This is a genomic window from Arthrobacter oryzae, from assembly GCF_037911235.1.
GTDB lineage: Bacteria > Actinomycetota > Actinomycetes > Actinomycetales > Micrococcaceae > Arthrobacter > Arthrobacter oryzae_E.
In genome coordinates this window covers 104,272-119,799 of record NZ_JBBLYW010000052.1, presented here as the reverse complement: position 1 = coordinate 119,799, position 15,528 = coordinate 104,272, and the positions used below count along the sequence as shown (strand labels likewise).

Sequence of the window (15,528 nt, the reverse complement as noted above, 5' to 3'; positions counted from 1 at the left end):
GTTCTTTTGCCGGAACTAAACGCCCAGGAACTCCGTTGCTGCCTGCTTGAACGCCCTGCTGGTGATCACATTGCTGTGGTTGCGGCCCGGAATCAGTAGTTGCTCCACGAGCGCCCCTGTTTTGGCCCCCAGTTCAGCGAGCTCGGGCATGGTTGCGGCGCGGTCGTCCTTCTCACCGGCCACGAGCAGCATGGGCATATGCGGGACGGCTTCGGCCGGGTCGAAGGGCTCACCCTTGATCGCTTCCACCAGCGACAGCAGCGCAAAGACATTGTTGCTGGGCAGCCCCAGGGCCATCTTCAGCAGGCCGGCCGTGGACTCGTCCGCGATGGGCGTGCCGTCCGCCAGGTATCGTTGGGCGGCCACCAGGTCAAAGGCCGCCAACGGGTCCGCGATGTTGGGTCCGCCAAGCACCAGCCGGTGAACCAGCTCCGGCTGGGTGGCGCCGAATTCCCAGGCGAGGCGGGACCCCAGGGAATAGCCGATCACATCGACCCCGCTGGCGGGATCGCCGTCCCGCAAAGGACGGACGCCGGCGTCGAACGCCACCTGCAGGAGGTCCGCGCGGATCCTGCTGGGGCTGTACGAGTCCATGTCTTCCGGGGCGCCGCTGCGGCCGTGTCCGGGGAGGTCCACGGTGATGACGCGGCGGCCGGCTTCCAGCAGCGCGGCCAGCCAACCGGTGTCCTGCCAGTTGAGCTTGGTGGAGGAGGAAAATCCGTGCAGCAGCAGGACGGGCCGAAGGCCGGCGTCGGTTTCCGGCTCGTGCACCTCCACGTAAAGCTGGGGGTCGGTGCCCTCCACAGTGTGGTGGTGCTGCTCGCCGGTGTGCCTGCCGCTCATGGTGTCAGTCCTCATCAAGTACGGCGCTCAGGCGGACCCGGCGCTTCGGTGCCTCTTCCTTCGGGACCGTGCCTACGATGCCGGCAGTGTTGTCCGGCACCTCAAACACAATCAGGGGCTCGCCGACATTGATCTTGTCACCGGGCCCGCCGTGGATACGCACCACTTTACCTGCCTGCGGACTGGGCAGTTCAACAGCGGATTTGGTGGTTTCAACCTCGACGAGGGGCTGGTTCCGTTCCACCTGGTCGCCGGGCGAAACCAGCCATTCCAGCACGGTCGCCTCGATCAGGCCCTCGCCGAGGTCGGGAAGCGGGAAGGAAATTTCAGCCACGGCGGTACTCCAATACTCGCTGGATGCCAAAGAGGATCCGGTCAATGTTCGGGATGTATTCGTCCTCAAGGTCGCCGGAAGGATACGGGACGTCGAAGCCGGTGATGCGCTCCACGGGAGCCTTGAGGGTGTCGAAGCATGCCTGCGTAATCAGCTGGGCCACTTCGGCGCCAAGCCCGGAAGTCAGCGGCGCTTCATGGACGACGACGGCGCGACGCGTCTTCCGCACGGACGCGGCCAAGGCGGCTTCGTCGATCGGCTTGAGCCAGCGAAGGTCCAGGACCTCAACGTCGATTCCGTCCTCGGCAGCCAGCTCTGCCACCTGCAGGCAGCGCGCCACCATGGCGCCCCATGCGATGAGGGTGAGGTGCCGGCCTTCACGCATGACCTTCGCACCGGTGGGGGAGCCGCCGTCGGCATCGTGGCTGGCGACGTCGACCTCGCCCTTCTGCCAATAACGGGACTTCGGCTCCATGAAGATCACCGGGTCCGGCCGCGTGGCGGCGTATTTGAGCAGGTGGTAGGCCTCATGCGGGTTCGACGGCGAGACAACCTTCAGGCCCGGTACGTGGGCGAACAGCGCCTCGAGGCTTTCGCCATGGTGCTCGGGGGCGCGTATGCCGCCGAAGCTGGGAACCCGCAGCGTGACGGGCATCGGCATGGTGCCGCGGCTGCGGTAGTTCATCCGGGCTATCTGGCAGACGATCTGGTTGATCGCAGGATAGGCGAAGCCGTCGAACTGGACCTCGGGGATCGGGTGGAAGCCGGCCATCGCCAGGCCCACGGACATGCCCAGGATGCCGGACTCGGCAAGCGGGGTGTCGAACACCCTGCCGGTGCCATACTTCGCCTGGAGCCCGTCCGTTACGCGGAACACGCCGCCCAGCCGTCCGCAGTCCTCACCGAAGACCAGCGCCTTGGGGTTTTCGGCAAGCACCTCGTCGAGGGCCCGGTTCAGGGCCTGCTGCATGGAAAGCTGTTCAACTCCGTGGCGTGGAGTACGGTCGGCCATGGCGGCCCCGCTTTCTAGGATGGCGTTAGACATGTTCGGACTCCTCGCGCCAGCTGGCTGCCTGGGCCTGCAGCGCAGGCGTGGTTTCCTGGAAGACCAGGTCGAACATTTCGGTGCCTGGGCGGGAACCCAGCGCCTGGATGCCGGTGCGGATGTGATCTTCTTCAGCTTTGGCGGCCGCCAGGGTTTCGGCGAAGAAGGCCTCGTCGGCGACCCCGTCGGCGAGCAGACGCTTCCGGAAACGCTCAAGCGGGTCTTCCCCGGCGTCGTCGCGCTCTTCGTTGAGCGAACGGTACCGGCCCGGATCATCGGAAGTGGAGTGCGGGCCGCGGCGGTAGGTCATGGCCTCGATGAGTGCCGGGCCGTTGCCGGCCCGGGCGTGCGCGAAAGCTCGCCGGGTCGCCTCGACGACGGCAACGACGTCGTTCCCGTCGATCCGCAGGGCCGGGATGCCGTAGCCGGCGGCGCGGGCCGCCACGGAGCCGCCGGCTACCTGGCGTTCCGTTGGGACCGAGATGGCCCAGCCGTTGTTTTGGACGAAAAAGACGACAGGAGCCTTCATGACTGCCGCGAAGTTCATGGCCTCATGGATATCACCCTGGGACGACGCGCCGTCGCCGAAGTACGTCATGGCCACGCCGTCCTTCTGATCCAGCGTCTGCCCGTGCGCCCAGCCCACGGCGTGGAGCACCGACCCGCCTACCACGGCCTGGATCGGAGCCAGCCGGGATTCCAGCGGGTTGTAGAGTCCGCTGTGCCAGGTGGCCTTGTGGGTGGACATGTACGCCACCATGTCCACTCCCATGGCCCGGGCCACCCCCATTTCGCGGTACGTGGGGAAGACGAAGTCGCGGGCAGTGTCCACGGCGTAGCCGCTTCCCACCTGGGCGGCTTCCTGGCCCAGTTCGGGGGCGTAGCCGGGGATGAGCCCCTGCCGCTGCCAGGCGATGGCTGAGGTGTCCAGATGCCGGACGGCCGCCATCAGCGAATACAGTTCGCGGAGCTGCACGGGGGTAAGGGGTTCGGCGGGCGCGCCGGACAGCTGTTCGGAAAGTGGTCCCGACAGCTGTCCGGCGTCGTTGCCAGCGGCGGGGTAAGGCGAGGTATCCATGGCTGTGACCCTAGTCACCCGCGGGAGGCTGGGCAATCAGTTCATTATTCACTCATCAGATTGCGGAAAGCTGCCACGGGTTGAGCCGTCCTGCTTGGCAATTTGTACAGCGGCGCCGGCGGTCCTGCTCGGTCGGGCTGCTTGCCGGTTCCCTACTTGGTGGGGTTGCCCTGGCGCGACGCTGCAGCCTTGGCGCCGATCCAGCAGGCGGCGGCAATCCCGGCCACCAGAGCGATGGTGCTGAAGAGCTGCCTGCTGCTCTCGGCGCTGCTGAAACCTACGGCGAAGATCAGTGCCAGCAGGACCAGCCCGAAGATCGTCAGGCCCGGGAAACCCTTCATCCGCAGGGGAAGCTCAGTGCCGTCGCGGTCCGCCCTGCGGCGCAGGATCAGCTGGGACACCAGGGCGGAGCCCCAGACCATGAGGCAGGTTGAGCCCACCAGCTGGAAGAGCGCCGGCAGGATCTGTTCCGGGAAGAGGAGCTCCAGCACGGCGGCGATGAAGCCGAAGGCCACTGATACGCCCACGGCAACCATCGGCACCCTGGCCTTGTTCAGCTTCGACAGGAAGAGCGGGGCTTCACCGCGTTTGGCCAGGGAATAGATCATCCGGGAGGAGCCGTAGAGGTTTGCGTTGAGGGCGGACAGCAGCGCGATGACTGCTACGAGGGTGATGGCCGTGCCGGCTCCCGGGATCCGGGCGGTGTCGAGGACGCCGGCGAACGGCGAGGCAAGGGATTCGGAGGTTGCCGGCAGGACGGCGGCAATGACAAAAACGGAGCCGATGTAGAACACCAGGATCCGCCAGAGAACGGTGCGGATGGCCAGGCCCACGCTGTGGCGGGGGTTCTCGGTCTCGGCGGCGGCAACGCTGACGATCTCAGTGCCGCCGAACGCGAAGATCACAACGAAGAGTGCGGTGGCAATTCCGCCGAGGCCTGCCGGGGCGAAGTTGCCGGTGATGTTGCCCAGGCCGGGGCTTGGTGCGTCAGGCAGCAGGCCAAGGAGCAGAGCTGTGCCGATGCCCAGGAACATCAGGATGGCGGCCACCTTGAGGATGGCGAACCAGAACTCGAATTCGCCGAAGTTGTTCACGCCCGCCAGGTTAATGGCGGTGAACACGGCCATGAACACCAGGGCCAGGACCCACACGGGAACTACGGGCCACACCGAGAAAAGCAGGCCGGCGGCGCCGAGGGCCTCGGCCGCGATGACCACCACCAGCTGCAGCCACCATAGCCACCCCACTGTGGCGCCGGCGGTCCTGCCCATGGCCTTCTCCGCGTAGACGGAGAACGCCCCGCTGTTCGGGTTGGCGGCGGCCATCTCGCCCAGGGCCCACATGACCAGGATGATCAGGGTGCCGGCCACGAGGTAGGAGATCAGTACGGCCGGCCCGGCGGCCTGGACACCCGCCCCCGACCCTAGGAACAGTCCGGCCCCGATGGCGCTCCCCAGCCCCATCATGGTGAGCTGGCGGGGTTTCATGCTGTGGCCGAGCGAAGTGGATGGGCGCTCTGCGGTGGACTTCATCGTCATGCTTGCGAACCTTCTTATGGTCGGTGTTTGGTCCTTTTGGGACATATTGAATTTACCGTCCCGCGCAGGCCTTTCCGCACAGCTTTCATGAGAGCATGGTGGCAGTTTGCAGCCGAATTGCCGAGATGTAAGGGCTATTTGTACGACTAGACGCCGGATCTGGGAGAAGACCAATGAATGTGGACGCGACAGACGCCAAAATTGTCCGATTCTTTACCGATTCGCCCAGGGCGTCGGTGCTCGAAGCCTCGCGGGTCCTGAAGATTGCCCGCGCCACGGTCCAGTCCCGGCTGGACAGGATGACCGCCGGCGGGGTCATCGGTTCGTGGGTGCCCCAGCCGGACCCGTCCCGCTTCGGCTACCCCGTGGTGGCGTTCTGCTCGCTCACCATCAACCAGGACCTGGGCCATGACGCGGTGGTCGAAGCGCTGGCCCGCATTCCTGAACTCACGGAAATTCACACCGTTTCCGGCAGTTCGGACCTGATGGCACGGATCGTGGCACAGTCCAACCCTGACCTGCAGCGGGTTCTGGATGCCATGATCGCCACAAAGACGGTGCTGAGGTCCTCATCCGTGATTGTGCTGAATACGCACTTCCAAGGCCGAACGCTGCCGCTGCTCGAGGCTGCCGCCGCAATGTGACCTGAAGCATTTTGCCTGGGCGACCCGCAGTCGTACCATTAGTTCTAGTCATATTGACTATAACTAGCCGAAGGGCCCGTGGGCGGGACCGCCAGCTGAAGCCAAAGGCGCCGCTAAGGCGCAAGGAAAGCGGGGTGAACCGCCGTGTACACGAGCTCTGCCAATGTTGCGGAACGGCAGTCCGCGCCGCCGTCGCTCGCCATTTCCACGGTGATCTTCGCCCTCCGCCCCAGTGAGAGGTCCGGGCGGCCCACGCTGTGGCTGCCGCTGGTGCGCCGGATCCGCGAGCCGTTCAAGGACCTGTGGGCGCTGCCCGGCGGTCCGCTGACACACGCCGAGTCCCTCCAGGACGCCGCATCGCGGAACCTGCGGGAAACCACCGGGCTGGCCCCAAACTACCTGGAGCAGCTTTACGCCTTCGGCGGCCTGCACCGCTCTCCTACCCAGCGCGTGGTGTCCATCGTGTACTGGGCGCTGGTCCAGCCCACGGAAGCCGCGCTCGCCGACGAGTCCGAAAACGTCAGGTGGTTCCGGGCTGACCGCCTGGGAGACCTGGCCTTCGACCACAACGCCATCGTGGACTACGCCCTCGGGCGCCTCCGGAACAAGCTGGCCTACGGTTCGGTGGCGTACCACCTGCTGGGGGAGTACTTCACCCTGGCCCAGGTCCGGGAGGTCTACGAAGCCGTCCTGGACCGCGAGCTGGATCCGGCGAATTTCCGCCGCCAGCTCAAGTCCACGCCGGAAATCGAAGAAACCGGCGAATACCTGCAGGGCGGAAAACACCGCCCTCCCCGCCTCTACCGCTTTACCGGCCGCCCCGGCCTTGACCCAGATAACAGGAGCACACCATGAGCAGCGTCAACACGGCAATCCAGTTGATCACTCGCGAACAGGCCGAACGGCGGGCCGCGGGCCCTGCCACAGGCATTGCAACAGCTGCGGCCACCTGCAGCCCGGCGCTGGCCCGCGGGCCCTGGGACTACGACCTCGCCGAGGCCCTTGCCGGTGTGCCCGCCTACGGCCCGGGCGCCTCCAGCGCGGACGTCGCGCCTGCCGCCACCCCGCGCCAGGGCCAGCTGCCGGAGGAATACAAGAAGGCGAGCGACGCCGACCTGGACGCCCGCATCCGGGCGGCCAAGGCGGCCCTCGGGGAGAAAGCCGTGATCCTGGGGCACTTCTACCAGCGGGACGAGGTCATTGAGTACGCCGACTTCGTGGGCGACTCCTTCCAGCTGGCCAACGCCGCGCTGACCCGGCCCGACGCCGAGGCCATCATCTTCTGCGGTGTCCACTTCATGGCCGAGACCGCGGACATCCTGTCCCAACCCGACCAGGCGGTCATCCTGCCGAACCTCGCAGCCGGCTGTTCCATGGCGGACATGGCGGACATCGACTCCGTGACCGAGTGCTGGGAACAGCTGGAAGAGCTCTACGGCACCGAGCCAGACGCCGACGGCCGGGTACCGGTCATCCCGGTCACCTACATGAACTCCTCCGCGGCGCTCAAGGGGTTCTGCGGGGAACATGGCGGCATTGTGTGCACGTCCTCCAACGCCGCCACAGTGCTCGAATGGGCCTTCCAGCGCGGCCAGCGGGTCCTGTTCTTCCCTGACCAGCACCTGGGCCGCAACACGGCCAAGGCCATGGGCGTGCCGATGGAGCAGATGCCCATGTGGAACCCGCGCAAGGAACTTGGCGGCAACGACGAACAGACCCTGCTCGATTCCCGCGTGATCCTCTGGCACGGCTTCTGCTCCGTGCACAAGCGCTTCAACGTGGGGCAGATTGAAAAGGCCCGCGCCGAGTTCCCGGGCGTGAACGTGATCGTGCACCCCGAGTGCCCCATGGAGGTTGTGGACGCCGCCGATTCCGCCGGGTCCACCGACTTCATCCGGAAGGCCATCGCCGCGGCCACGGAACCCGCCACCTTCGCCATCGGCACCGAGATCAACATGGTGAACCGGCTGGCGGCGGAGTACCCGCAGCACACCATCTTCTGCCTGGACCCGGTGATCTGCCCGTGCTCCACCATGTACCGGATCCACCCCGGCTACCTCGCGTGGGTGCTGGAGGCGCTGGTCAACGGCGAAGTGCTCAACCGCATCACCGTGGACGACGACGTTGCCGCTCCGGCGCGCGTGGCCCTCGAGCGGATGCTGGCGGCGCGGCCGTGACCACGCCGGCAGTGGCCACCCGCGGCGTGGCACCGAACGAGGCCCGGCGCCGCCTGGTGGTGGTGGGCAGCGGAATTGCCGGGCTTTACGCAGCGCTGCTGGCCGCCGACGCCGACGGTGGCGCTGCGGCGGAAGTGGTCCTGCTGAGCAAGGGGCAGCTGGAGCACAGCAACACGTTTTACGCGCAGGGCGGCGTATCGGCCGTGCTGGAACCCGGCGAAGCCGCCCCCGGTGACTCCGTGGAGGCCCACATCGCCGACACGCTGGCAGCCGGCGCTGGACTGAACAACACCGACGCCGTTCGGATCCTCTGCACGGAGGCAGCACAGGACATCGCCGGGCTGCGGCGCTTCGGAGTCACCTTCGACGCCGATGCCCGCGGAAACACCGCGCTGGGGCTGGAAGCTGCCCACTCAGCGCCGCGCATCCTGCACGCCGGCGGGGACGCCACCGGCGCCCGGATTGCCCGCGGACTGATCGCCGCCGTCCTGGAACGGGCGGTGTCCGGCCAGCTTCGGCTGGAAGCCGGCGCTTTCGTCACGGAACTGACGACGGCGGACGGCCGGGTGAGCGGCGTGAACTACCTGCAAAACGGAGAACTCAAAAGCATGCCTGCCGTGGGCGTGCTGCTCGCCACCGGCGGTGCGGGCAGGACCTTCGCCCGCACCAGCAACCCCTCCGTTGCCACCGCGGACGGCCTGGCACTGGCCTGGCGTGCAGGCGCTGCGGTGGATCACCTGGAATTCTTCCAGTTCCACCCCACCACCATGGCGATGCCCGAATCGGCGGGCGGCCCGCCGCCCCTGCTGGTGTCCGAAGCCGTCCGCGGCGAAGGTGCGCTCCTGATGGATGCAGAGGGCCGCCGCTTCATGCCGGACTACCATCCGGACGCCGAACTGGCACCGCGCGACGTCGTCTCCCGCAGCATCGCGCTGCACCTCGCCCGGACGGGGGCGCCGGCCGACAGCCCGGTGTTCCTGGATGCCCGGGGGATTGAAGCCGCAAAGGGCTCCGGTTTCCTGGCGCGCCGCTTTCCCACCATCAGCGCGGCCACGGCTGCGGCGGGCTTCGACTGGACCGCCGAACCGCTTCCGGTGTCCCCGGCTGCCCACTACTGGATGGGCGGCGTGGCCACCGACCTGGGCGGACGGACTTCCGTCCCGGGTCTCTACGCAGCCGGCGAGGTGGCCTGCACCGGCGCCCAGGGCGCCAACAGGCTGGCCAGCAACTCGCTGCTCGAAGGGCTGGTTTTCGGCCGGCGCGCCGTTGAGTCTTTCCTTGCTGGCGACGCCGGGTGGGTGTCGCCCGCCGGCACTGCTCCGCGTGCTGTCTCGGCCGCTGGCGGCCTCCCCTTGACGCACGCTTCCGGAACGCCCTCGAACGACGGCGGGCAGCGCGGCCTTGCGTGCGGGGAAGCAGCCTCAGCGGCGGTGCCCGAAGGTGTTGTTAAGACTGTGCCTGTACCGGGGTCGTTTTCCCGGGATGCTCTTCGGCGGCTGATGACTAGTGCTGCCGGGGTGCTGCGCACGGGGCCGGAACTCGACGCCGCAGCCGCGCAGCTGGCCGAGTGGGAGAAGTCCGTCGGCAGCACCGACGTGACTGACCCGCGCGGGCACGAGGACCGCAACTTGTTGCTCGCCGCACGCCTGCTCGTGGCGGCCGCCCGGAAGCGGACGGCATCCGTGGGCGCCCACTACCGGGCCGATACGGACCCGGCGCCAGCCCCAACCCATTCGATGCAAAGGATTTCCTCATGACCACCACCGCCCAGGAAAAGCCGGCCGTGGCCGCCGTCGAGCTCACCGGCAGCCTTCCCGAGTCCGCCGTGCTGGGGGTGCTGCGCGCTGCGCTCGCCGAGGACGCCCCCTACGGCGACATCACCTCGCAGGTCCTCATCCCTGCGCAGGCGCGTGCGACGGCGGTGCTGAACGCCCGTGTCCCGGGCGTCCTCAGCGGGGGAGCCGTATTTGCCGCCGCCATGAAACTCACGGACCCGGACGCCGCCGTCGAACTGCTGGTGGCTGACGGTGAAAGGTTCGGTCCGGGCACGCCGCTGGCCAGGGTGACCGGCAATGCCCGGGCAGTGCTGCTGGCGGAACGCGTGGCACTGAACCTGGTCCAGCGGATGAGCGCCATCGCCACCAGGACAGCAGAATTCGTGGACCTGGTCCAAGGAACCAGGGCCCGGATCACGGACACGCGGAAGACGACGCCCGGCCTGCGCGTGCTGGAGCGCTACGCCGTCCGCTGCGGCGGCGGCGCCAACCACCGTTTCAGCCTGTCCGACGCCGTGCTGGTCAAGGACAACCACCTTGCGGTGATCACCGGCGGGGATCCGGCCAAGCTGACCACCGTGCTCCGGGCGGCGAAGGCGCAACTCGGCCACACCACCCACTTTGAGGTTGAGGTGGACCGGATGGAGCAGGTGGAACCGGTACTCGCCGCCGGAGTGGACACCATCATGCTGGATAACTTCACGCTTGAGGACCTGTCGGCCGGCGTGGCACTGGTGGCCGGGCGGGCCCGGGTGGAAGCCAGCGGCAACGTCAACCTTGGAACGGTGGCAGCGATCGCCGCCACCGGAGTGGACGTCATTTCCATCGGCGGCCTCACCCACAGCGTCATCGCCCTCGACCTGGGCCTCGACATTGAGCTGCTGGATATTGAGTCGCCGGACTTTGAACCGACGGTGGGCTGAACCCGCCATGATCTTCCTGGATGCAGCGGCCACCACTCCGGTCCGCCGCGAAGTGCTGGAAGCCATGTGGCCGTACCTCACCGGCGACTTCGGAAACCCGTCGAGCCACCACTCACTGGGGGAGTCCGCGGCCACGGCGCTCGCGGGCGCCCGGACTGCCACTGCCATGGCGCTGAATTGCCGGCCCGCGGAGATCACCTTCACCTCCGGCGGCACGGAGGCTGACAACCTCGCCGTCAAGGGCATCGCCCTGGCCCGGCAGGCCGCAGACCCGGACCTCAACCGCGTGGTGATCAGCGCCGTCGAACATCCCGCCGTGGAGGAATCTGCCCGGTACCTCGAACGGTTCCACGGCTTCTCCGTTGACGTCGTCCCGGTGGACGGCTTCGGGCAAGTCACGCCCGAAGCCCTCGCTGCCGTCCTCCGCCCGGAGACCGCACTGGTCAGCGTGATGTACGCGAACAACGAAGTGGGAACGATCCAGCCAATCCGGGAGCTCGCTGCCCTCAGCCGCGAACGGGGGATCCCGTTCCATACAGACGCTGTCCAGGCCGCGGGCTGGCTGCCGCTGGACACGAAAATCCTCGGGGTGGACGCCATGAGCATCTCCGGCCACAAACTGGGCGCACCAAAAGGCAACGGGGCGCTGTTCGTGCGGAGCCGCACCCGCATTGAACCACTGCTTCATGGCGGCGGGCAGGAACGCGGCCGTCGCTCCGGAACCCAGAATGTTGCAGGCGCCGTGGCACTGGCCACCGCGCTGGGGCTCGACCGGCCCGGCCAGGAGTACGTTGCTGCCCTGCGGGACGACTTCATCCGCGAAGTCCTGGCCGGAGTGCCCGGCGCGCACCTGACGGGACACCCCGCGGAGCGTTTGCCGTCGGTGGCTTCATTCTGCTTCCCCGGAACCAGCGGCGAATCAGTGCTCCTTGAACTGGAACGGCAAGGCGTGGTGTGCTCCAGCGGATCCGCCTGCGCTGCCGGCTCCGATGCCGCCTCGCCGGTGCTGCTCGCGATGGGCATTCCCTCCGACGTCGCCCATACGGCGGTCCGGTTCAGCTTTGATGCAGCGGTGACCGCGGCGGAACTTCACGAAGCGGCAGCAGCCGTTAGGAACGCCGTCGGAAGCGTGCTGGCGCTCGGCATCCGTTAACTGCCTGCGCCAACCGGCTGCGTCCGCCGTCGCCGTCGCCGTCGCCGTCCGCCGTCGGGATTCAGCGGCCAAGGGTCAGCGGTGCCGTGCGCGGCGGAAGATCCAGTGCCGAAGCAGCGCAAAGCGCACGGCTGTGGCCAGGAAGCCGGAGAGCGTGGTGGTCCACAGCTCATCCGATAAGGTCGCGTCAGGATTGACCCAGTGCAGCACCCCCAGGCTGCCGCCCGTGATTACCAGTGCAATGACAATGACCACCAGGCCGCTCAGGTGGTCCCTGCCGGCCTTCGCGCGTCCGGCGATCTTGAACGTGAGCCGCCGGTTCAGGGCCGTATTCATCACCGAGGTAACGAAGAGCGCCGCGGCGTTGGCCGGCTGGGAGCCCAGCCAGGGCCGGAGCAGGGCGTAGAGGGCCAGCGAGGTCAGTGTACAGAGGATGCCCACGGCGGTGAACCGCAGGAGCTGCCGGATAGCGGGGAAGCGAAGGATGCCCCGGTGGTGCCTTGTGGCCGGCGGGCGCCGTGCTGCGGTTCCGGGCCCGAACTGTTGCGGCTCGGACTGTTGCGGCTCGGACTGTTGCGGCAGCAGGATGGCGGGCGCAGCAGGTGATTCCATCGTTCCAGCCTGCCACAATGTTCCGCCGGAACCCGTCAGGCGGCCTCCCGGACCGGGTTGGTCAGGTCCCCGATTCCCCCAACCCGGCAGGTGACGGTGTCCCCAGGATGTAGCCGTGCGCTTTCGGCGGGAAATCCCGTGAGGACCAGGTCGCCTGGGTGGAGCGTCATGAAGGACGTCAGGTAAACCAGGATTTCGTCCACGCCCCAGCCGAGGTCCGCGGAGCTGGCTGACCGTAGCTCGGTGCCGTTATGTACGACGCCGATGGACAATGCGTCACTGTCCAGGCCGGTCACGATCCACGGTCCGGCCGGTGTGAAGGTGTCCTGGCTCTTGGCGCTGATCCACAGGTCATCCGTCTTCTGCAGATCCCGGGCCGTGACGTCGTTGCCGATGGTGAAACCGAGGACGGCATCCCGTGCGTTCTCCGGCGTCAACCCACGAGCTTTGCGCCCGACGACGATGGTCAGCTCGGCTTCGGGGTCCACGTGCCCCACTCCCGGCGCGAGCTCGATGGCGTCGCCCGGACCCACCACGCTGGTGGCTGCTTTGTGGAAGGCCTGGGGAGGAAGGTCCCGGCCGGCCTGGCCGGTGTTGTGCGCCATGCCCAGGACATTTGCCGGGACGCTGGGCGCGAGGAAGGTGAAAGTGTCTTCGCCGACCACCGAGCCCGGCTGCCATCCGGTCCGGGGAGCGCTGCAGGCATTCGCCCGGGAGCCCGGGAACGGGCTGTCGGTGACGGTCCAGAGCCTTCCCGCTTCGCTGCCGAACTCGGGAGCGTCGTTGGCCACGAAGAACTGTTCCAGCTCCGACGCCGGGGAGTGCGGACGGACCCGGGCAATACGGCGTGTCTGCGTTGCGGTCATCGTGACATCCTACGTCCTGCCCGAGGGTGCGGCGGAGTGTGTCGCCCGGACGATCTTTACTGCCGGGGTCAGTACAGTTCGCCGACCGGGATTTCTACGGCCAGCCTGTTGGACGGACCCGCCAGCGGGCATGCCCAGGCTTCGTTGTAGGCGCAGGAGGGGTTGTAGGCGAAGTTGAAGTCAAGGATGAATTCCGCGTCGGACCCCGATCCCAGCACCCCGTGGAAGGCACCTTTGATCGTATCCAGCAGGTAGCGGCCGGCGCCGTAGCTGCCGCCGGGCTGCCCGGCTGTCGCATCCCGGAACGGCACGAAGATGCCGCCGCCGTAGCCGTGCAGCTTCCAGACGGCCAGCTGGCCCATCTCGGGCAGGTCGAAGGTGCCCAGGCGCACAAACTTGACAACGCCGTCGGTGCCCGTTTCAACGTTCATTTCCCGGCCGGCGCCCTCTTTCGTCAGGGGCACCTGGAACCGGTAGATGGGGTCATAGTCAGCTGTCCGCAGGCCGCTGAATGTGGCCTTGGCTTCCGCCGTGAGCGCCGAGGCCGGATGGGTGCCGAACAACCGGTCGCGTTCCTGGCGCCAATACGAGTGCGCCTCAGCAGGGCTGTCCACGGCTATTCTTCGGACGTTTTCGTACATGGCGAAGGTCCGGACCCTCCAGTCGGCAATGTCCAGGGCCGAGATGTCCGCTACGCTGTCCTGCTCCGTGTCAAAGTGCTGTTCCGCCATGTCCCCAGCGTAGCCTCTTTGCGGAAGGGAAACCCCGCCAGCCAACACTCCCGCCGGAACGCGGCGTCTGCGCGGCGGGCGCGGCTACGCTTGCGTCATGACAGGGAAGGCAGTAGCCCCAAGGGTCCGTGCAGGTGCGGCGTTCATCGTTGCGGCCGCAGTATTGTCCGGTTGCAGCGGCGAGGGCAAGGGGGAACCCGCCTGGACGGCGGGCGCCAGTCCGACGGAAAGCACGACGGCGGGTGCGCCGCCGTCGTCCGCACCAGGGGCAAGTCCGGGGGCCCCGACCACCGGAGCGCAACCTTCGGAATCGGGTACGGAATCCGCGTCGGCCGGGGCGACGGCGGCTTCGTGGAAGGTCTTTTCGGACTCCACCAAGAATGTCAGTTTCGAACTGCCGCAGGACTGGATCGCCCAGTCAGTCACGCCGGACCAGGGGACGCTTCCCGGGGCGGTCAAGGTCGAAGTGAAGGACGCCAAGGGCGTGTATCTGGCGACCCTGCAGACAGGCCTGCCGTCGCCCTCCGCCGCGGCGTGCGAGGAGGCGGCCCGAAGGCCGTACGTGGTGGTCAGCAGCGTTCCCGTGGACCTGCCGCACCGTGAGGGCGACGGTTTGATTACCCCTCACGTCGTGTTTCGCGTGATCCAGGGCTACAAGTACTTCGGCTCCTACGGCATCACCAACGTGGTGGGAGGAAGCGACGGGAGGGCCTGCGCCCTGCAGAACATCGTGCGCGGTCCCGAGGGCAAGGGCGACGTCTCGTTCGGGGACCTGGCCGCGATAAAGGCCTTCGCCACGGATGAGAAAGTGGCCCCCGCCAAGGCCTTCGACACCCTCGACCAGGCGGCAAAGTACGTCAACGCGGGCTCCGAATTCGCGAATGTCCAGCGGATGCTAATGTCTCTGGAGATCAAAAGTTAGTCCCGCCGCCCGCCCGTACACCCAACCGGCCGGCACCGGGTACTGTTCTGCCACTACCTCACACCCGGAGATACATGGAACGCAGCGTGGCCGCCAGGCTCGTCTTCAAGACCGCAGCTGAAACCAAAGTCGCACTGGCGGTTGCCGTCGCAAGGAATGCGGGCTATTCGTCGCTCGTGGAAACGCTCTCGGTGACCTCGGGGCAGGACCCGGTCCCCGTGACGGAACTGTCCGATCACCATGGCGGCCGCTTCCATTACATGGAGTTCGCGGAACCCACTGAGGTAACCGTGGACTACACGGCCACTGTTTCCGGGCTGGCGGTTCCGGAAGAACCCAACCTCATGGAACTTATCCGCTACGTCCGGCCGAGCCGGTATGCCGAGTCGGACCGCCTGCTGCCCACGGCCTATGCCGAATTCGGCGGTCTCCAGGGCGAAGGGCTCCTGCACGCCGTGCGCAACTGGGTCTTCAGCGAGCTCCGCTATGTCAGTGGTTCCTCCCGCGGGACCGACGGCGCGGTGGAGACGCTCCTGCACCGCCGCGGCGTGTGCCGCGACTTCGCCCACCTTGCCATTTCACTGCTGCGTTCAAAGGACGTGCCGGCAAGGCTGGTGGCGGTCTATGCGCCCGGGCTCAGCCCGATGGATTTCCACGCCGTGGCCGAGGCCTATATCAACGGGGCCTGGCACGTCATCGATCCGACCGGGCTTGCCCCGCGGGAGAGCATGCTGAGGATCACCGCGGGCCGGGACTCCTCGGACACGGCTTTCCTGTCCACGGTGGGTGGAAGCCTTTCCTTGCGGGAGCTTCGTGTCACCGCTGTGGTGGACGGGCAGCTGCCCGAGGAAGACCCCGCGAAGCTCGTCGTGCTGGCCTGACGCCCG

General features: G+C 67.3%; 16 protein-coding genes. 8 read left to right on the top strand and 8 right to left on the bottom strand.

The window, feature by feature from the left end; translation table 11 throughout:
* Nucleotides 1-15: 15 nt before the first annotated feature.
* The 5 genes from WMN78_RS15415 to WMN78_RS15395 all read right to left on the bottom strand — a co-directional run bounded on the left by WMN78_RS15415 (nucleotide 16) and on the right by WMN78_RS15395 (nucleotide 4,838).
* Nucleotides 16-843, bottom strand: coding sequence for an alpha/beta fold hydrolase (locus WMN78_RS15415; protein WP_340534604.1), 828 nt, complete (start codon nucleotides 841-843; stop codon nucleotides 16-18).
* 4 nt (nucleotides 844-847) lie between these two features.
* Entirely contained in the window at nucleotides 848-1,177 is a 330-nt protein-coding gene (locus tag WMN78_RS15410; protein ID WP_043482513.1) for a biotin/lipoyl-containing protein, read from the bottom strand.
* Nucleotides 1,170-2,222: an alpha-ketoacid dehydrogenase subunit beta gene (locus tag WMN78_RS15405; RefSeq protein WP_340534603.1), complete on the bottom strand. Its 1,053-nt coding sequence runs from the start codon at nucleotides 2,220-2,222 to the stop codon at nucleotides 1,170-1,172. The genes WMN78_RS15410 and WMN78_RS15405 overlap by 8 nt, the downstream gene beginning before the upstream one ends.
* The gene (locus WMN78_RS15400; protein WP_425341160.1) at nucleotides 2,215-3,171 is read right to left on the bottom strand and encodes a thiamine pyrophosphate-dependent enzyme; all 957 of its coding nucleotides are present in this window, start codon (nucleotides 3,169-3,171) and stop codon (nucleotides 2,215-2,217) included. The genes WMN78_RS15405 and WMN78_RS15400 overlap by 8 nt, the downstream gene beginning before the upstream one ends.
* 281 nt (nucleotides 3,172-3,452) lie before the next feature.
* Nucleotides 3,453-4,838 (bottom strand): amino acid permease, encoded by a 1,386-nt coding sequence (locus tag WMN78_RS15395; protein ID WP_340534601.1) that lies wholly within the window; start codon nucleotides 4,836-4,838, stop codon nucleotides 3,453-3,455.
* 173 nt (nucleotides 4,839-5,011) lie between these two features.
* Between WMN78_RS15395 and WMN78_RS15390 the strand changes: the two genes are divergently transcribed.
* From WMN78_RS15390 to WMN78_RS15365, 6 genes are all read left to right on the top strand, one after another.
* Nucleotides 5,012-5,482, top strand: a complete 471-nt coding sequence (locus WMN78_RS15390; protein ID WP_340534600.1) for an Lrp/AsnC family transcriptional regulator — start codon at nucleotides 5,012-5,014, stop codon at nucleotides 5,480-5,482.
* A 144-nt stretch (nucleotides 5,483-5,626) separates the two neighbouring features.
* Complete coding sequence (locus WMN78_RS15385) at nucleotides 5,627-6,337, top strand: NUDIX hydrolase (RefSeq protein WP_340534599.1); 711 nt, start codon at nucleotides 5,627-5,629, stop codon at nucleotides 6,335-6,337.
* A complete protein-coding gene (gene nadA / locus WMN78_RS15380; RefSeq protein ID WP_340534598.1) occupies nucleotides 6,334-7,659 on the top strand; it encodes a quinolinate synthase NadA in 1,326 nt (441 codons plus the stop codon). Before WMN78_RS15385 ends, nadA begins: the two co-directional genes overlap by 4 nt.
* Nucleotides 7,656-9,416 (top strand): L-aspartate oxidase, encoded by a 1,761-nt coding sequence (locus WMN78_RS15375; protein ID WP_340534597.1) that lies wholly within the window; start codon nucleotides 7,656-7,658, stop codon nucleotides 9,414-9,416. Before nadA ends, WMN78_RS15375 begins: the two co-directional genes overlap by 4 nt.
* Nucleotides 9,413-10,357 (top strand): carboxylating nicotinate-nucleotide diphosphorylase, encoded by a 945-nt coding sequence (gene nadC, locus WMN78_RS15370; RefSeq protein ID WP_340534596.1) that lies wholly within the window; start codon nucleotides 9,413-9,415, stop codon nucleotides 10,355-10,357. Before WMN78_RS15375 ends, nadC begins: the two co-directional genes overlap by 4 nt.
* A 7-nt stretch (nucleotides 10,358-10,364) precedes the next feature.
* Entirely contained in the window at nucleotides 10,365-11,510 is a 1,146-nt protein-coding gene (locus WMN78_RS15365; protein ID WP_340534595.1) for a cysteine desulfurase family protein, read from the top strand.
* Between the two features lie 75 nt (nucleotides 11,511-11,585).
* Here the strand turns inward: WMN78_RS15365 and WMN78_RS15360 are convergent, their stop codons facing one another.
* The 3 genes from WMN78_RS15360 to WMN78_RS15350 all read right to left on the bottom strand — a co-directional run bounded on the left by WMN78_RS15360 (nucleotide 11,586) and on the right by WMN78_RS15350 (nucleotide 13,719).
* Nucleotides 11,586-12,122, bottom strand: coding sequence for a GtrA family protein (locus WMN78_RS15360; RefSeq protein ID WP_340534594.1), 537 nt, complete (start codon nucleotides 12,120-12,122; stop codon nucleotides 11,586-11,588).
* Nucleotides 12,123-12,157: 35 nt separating this feature from the next.
* Entirely contained in the window at nucleotides 12,158-12,988 is an 831-nt protein-coding gene (locus WMN78_RS15355) for a fumarylacetoacetate hydrolase family protein (protein ID WP_340534593.1), read from the bottom strand.
* A 68-nt stretch (nucleotides 12,989-13,056) separates the two neighbouring features.
* Complete coding sequence (locus WMN78_RS15350) at nucleotides 13,057-13,719, bottom strand: DUF1684 domain-containing protein (RefSeq protein WP_340534592.1); 663 nt, start codon at nucleotides 13,717-13,719, stop codon at nucleotides 13,057-13,059.
* Nucleotides 13,720-13,816: 97 nt separating this feature from the next.
* Between WMN78_RS15350 and WMN78_RS15345 the strand changes: the two genes are divergently transcribed.
* Together WMN78_RS15345 and WMN78_RS15340 are read left to right on the top strand one after the other, a co-directional pair.
* Nucleotides 13,817-14,641: a hypothetical protein gene (locus WMN78_RS15345; RefSeq protein WP_340534591.1), complete on the top strand. Its 825-nt coding sequence runs from the start codon at nucleotides 13,817-13,819 to the stop codon at nucleotides 14,639-14,641.
* Nucleotides 14,642-14,715: 74 nt separating this feature from the next.
* A complete protein-coding gene (locus tag WMN78_RS15340) occupies nucleotides 14,716-15,522 on the top strand; it encodes a transglutaminase family protein (RefSeq protein WP_340534590.1) in 807 nt (268 codons plus the stop codon).
* Nucleotides 15,523-15,528 lie beyond the last annotated feature (6 nt).

What these genes read in the sequence shown, in the direction of transcription:
- WMN78_RS15415 (WP_340534604.1), bottom strand. Translation starts at nt 843, where the DNA reads ATGAGCGGCAGGCACACCGGCGAGCAGCACCACCACACTGTGGAGGGC.
- WMN78_RS15405 (WP_340534603.1), bottom strand. Translation starts at nt 2,222, where the DNA reads ATGTCTAACGCCATCCTAGAAAGCGGGGCCGCCATGGCCGACCGTACT.
- WMN78_RS15400 (WP_425341160.1), bottom strand. Translation starts at nt 3,171, where the DNA reads ATGGCGGCCGTCCGGCATCTGGACACCTCAGCCATCGCCTGGCAGCGG.
- WMN78_RS15395 (WP_340534601.1), bottom strand. Translation starts at nt 4,838, where the DNA reads ATGACGATGAAGTCCACCGCAGAGCGCCCATCCACTTCGCTCGGCCAC.
- WMN78_RS15390 (WP_340534600.1), top strand. Translation starts at nt 5,012, where the DNA reads ATGAATGTGGACGCGACAGACGCCAAAATTGTCCGATTCTTTACCGAT.
- nadA (WP_340534598.1), top strand. Translation starts at nt 6,334, where the DNA reads ATGAGCAGCGTCAACACGGCAATCCAGTTGATCACTCGCGAACAGGCC.
- nadC (WP_340534596.1), top strand. Translation starts at nt 9,413, where the DNA reads ATGACCACCACCGCCCAGGAAAAGCCGGCCGTGGCCGCCGTCGAGCTC.
- WMN78_RS15365 (WP_340534595.1), top strand. Translation starts at nt 10,365, where the DNA reads ATGATCTTCCTGGATGCAGCGGCCACCACTCCGGTCCGCCGCGAAGTG.
- WMN78_RS15360 (WP_340534594.1), bottom strand. Translation starts at nt 12,122, where the DNA reads ATGGAATCACCTGCTGCGCCCGCCATCCTGCTGCCGCAACAGTCCGAG.
- WMN78_RS15355 (WP_340534593.1), bottom strand. Translation starts at nt 12,988, where the DNA reads ATGACCGCAACGCAGACACGCCGTATTGCCCGGGTCCGTCCGCACTCC.
- WMN78_RS15350 (WP_340534592.1), bottom strand. Translation starts at nt 13,719, where the DNA reads ATGGCGGAACAGCACTTTGACACGGAGCAGGACAGCGTAGCGGACATC.
- WMN78_RS15345 (WP_340534591.1), top strand. Translation starts at nt 13,817, where the DNA reads ATGACAGGGAAGGCAGTAGCCCCAAGGGTCCGTGCAGGTGCGGCGTTC.
- WMN78_RS15340 (WP_340534590.1), top strand. Translation starts at nt 14,716, where the DNA reads ATGGAACGCAGCGTGGCCGCCAGGCTCGTCTTCAAGACCGCAGCTGAA.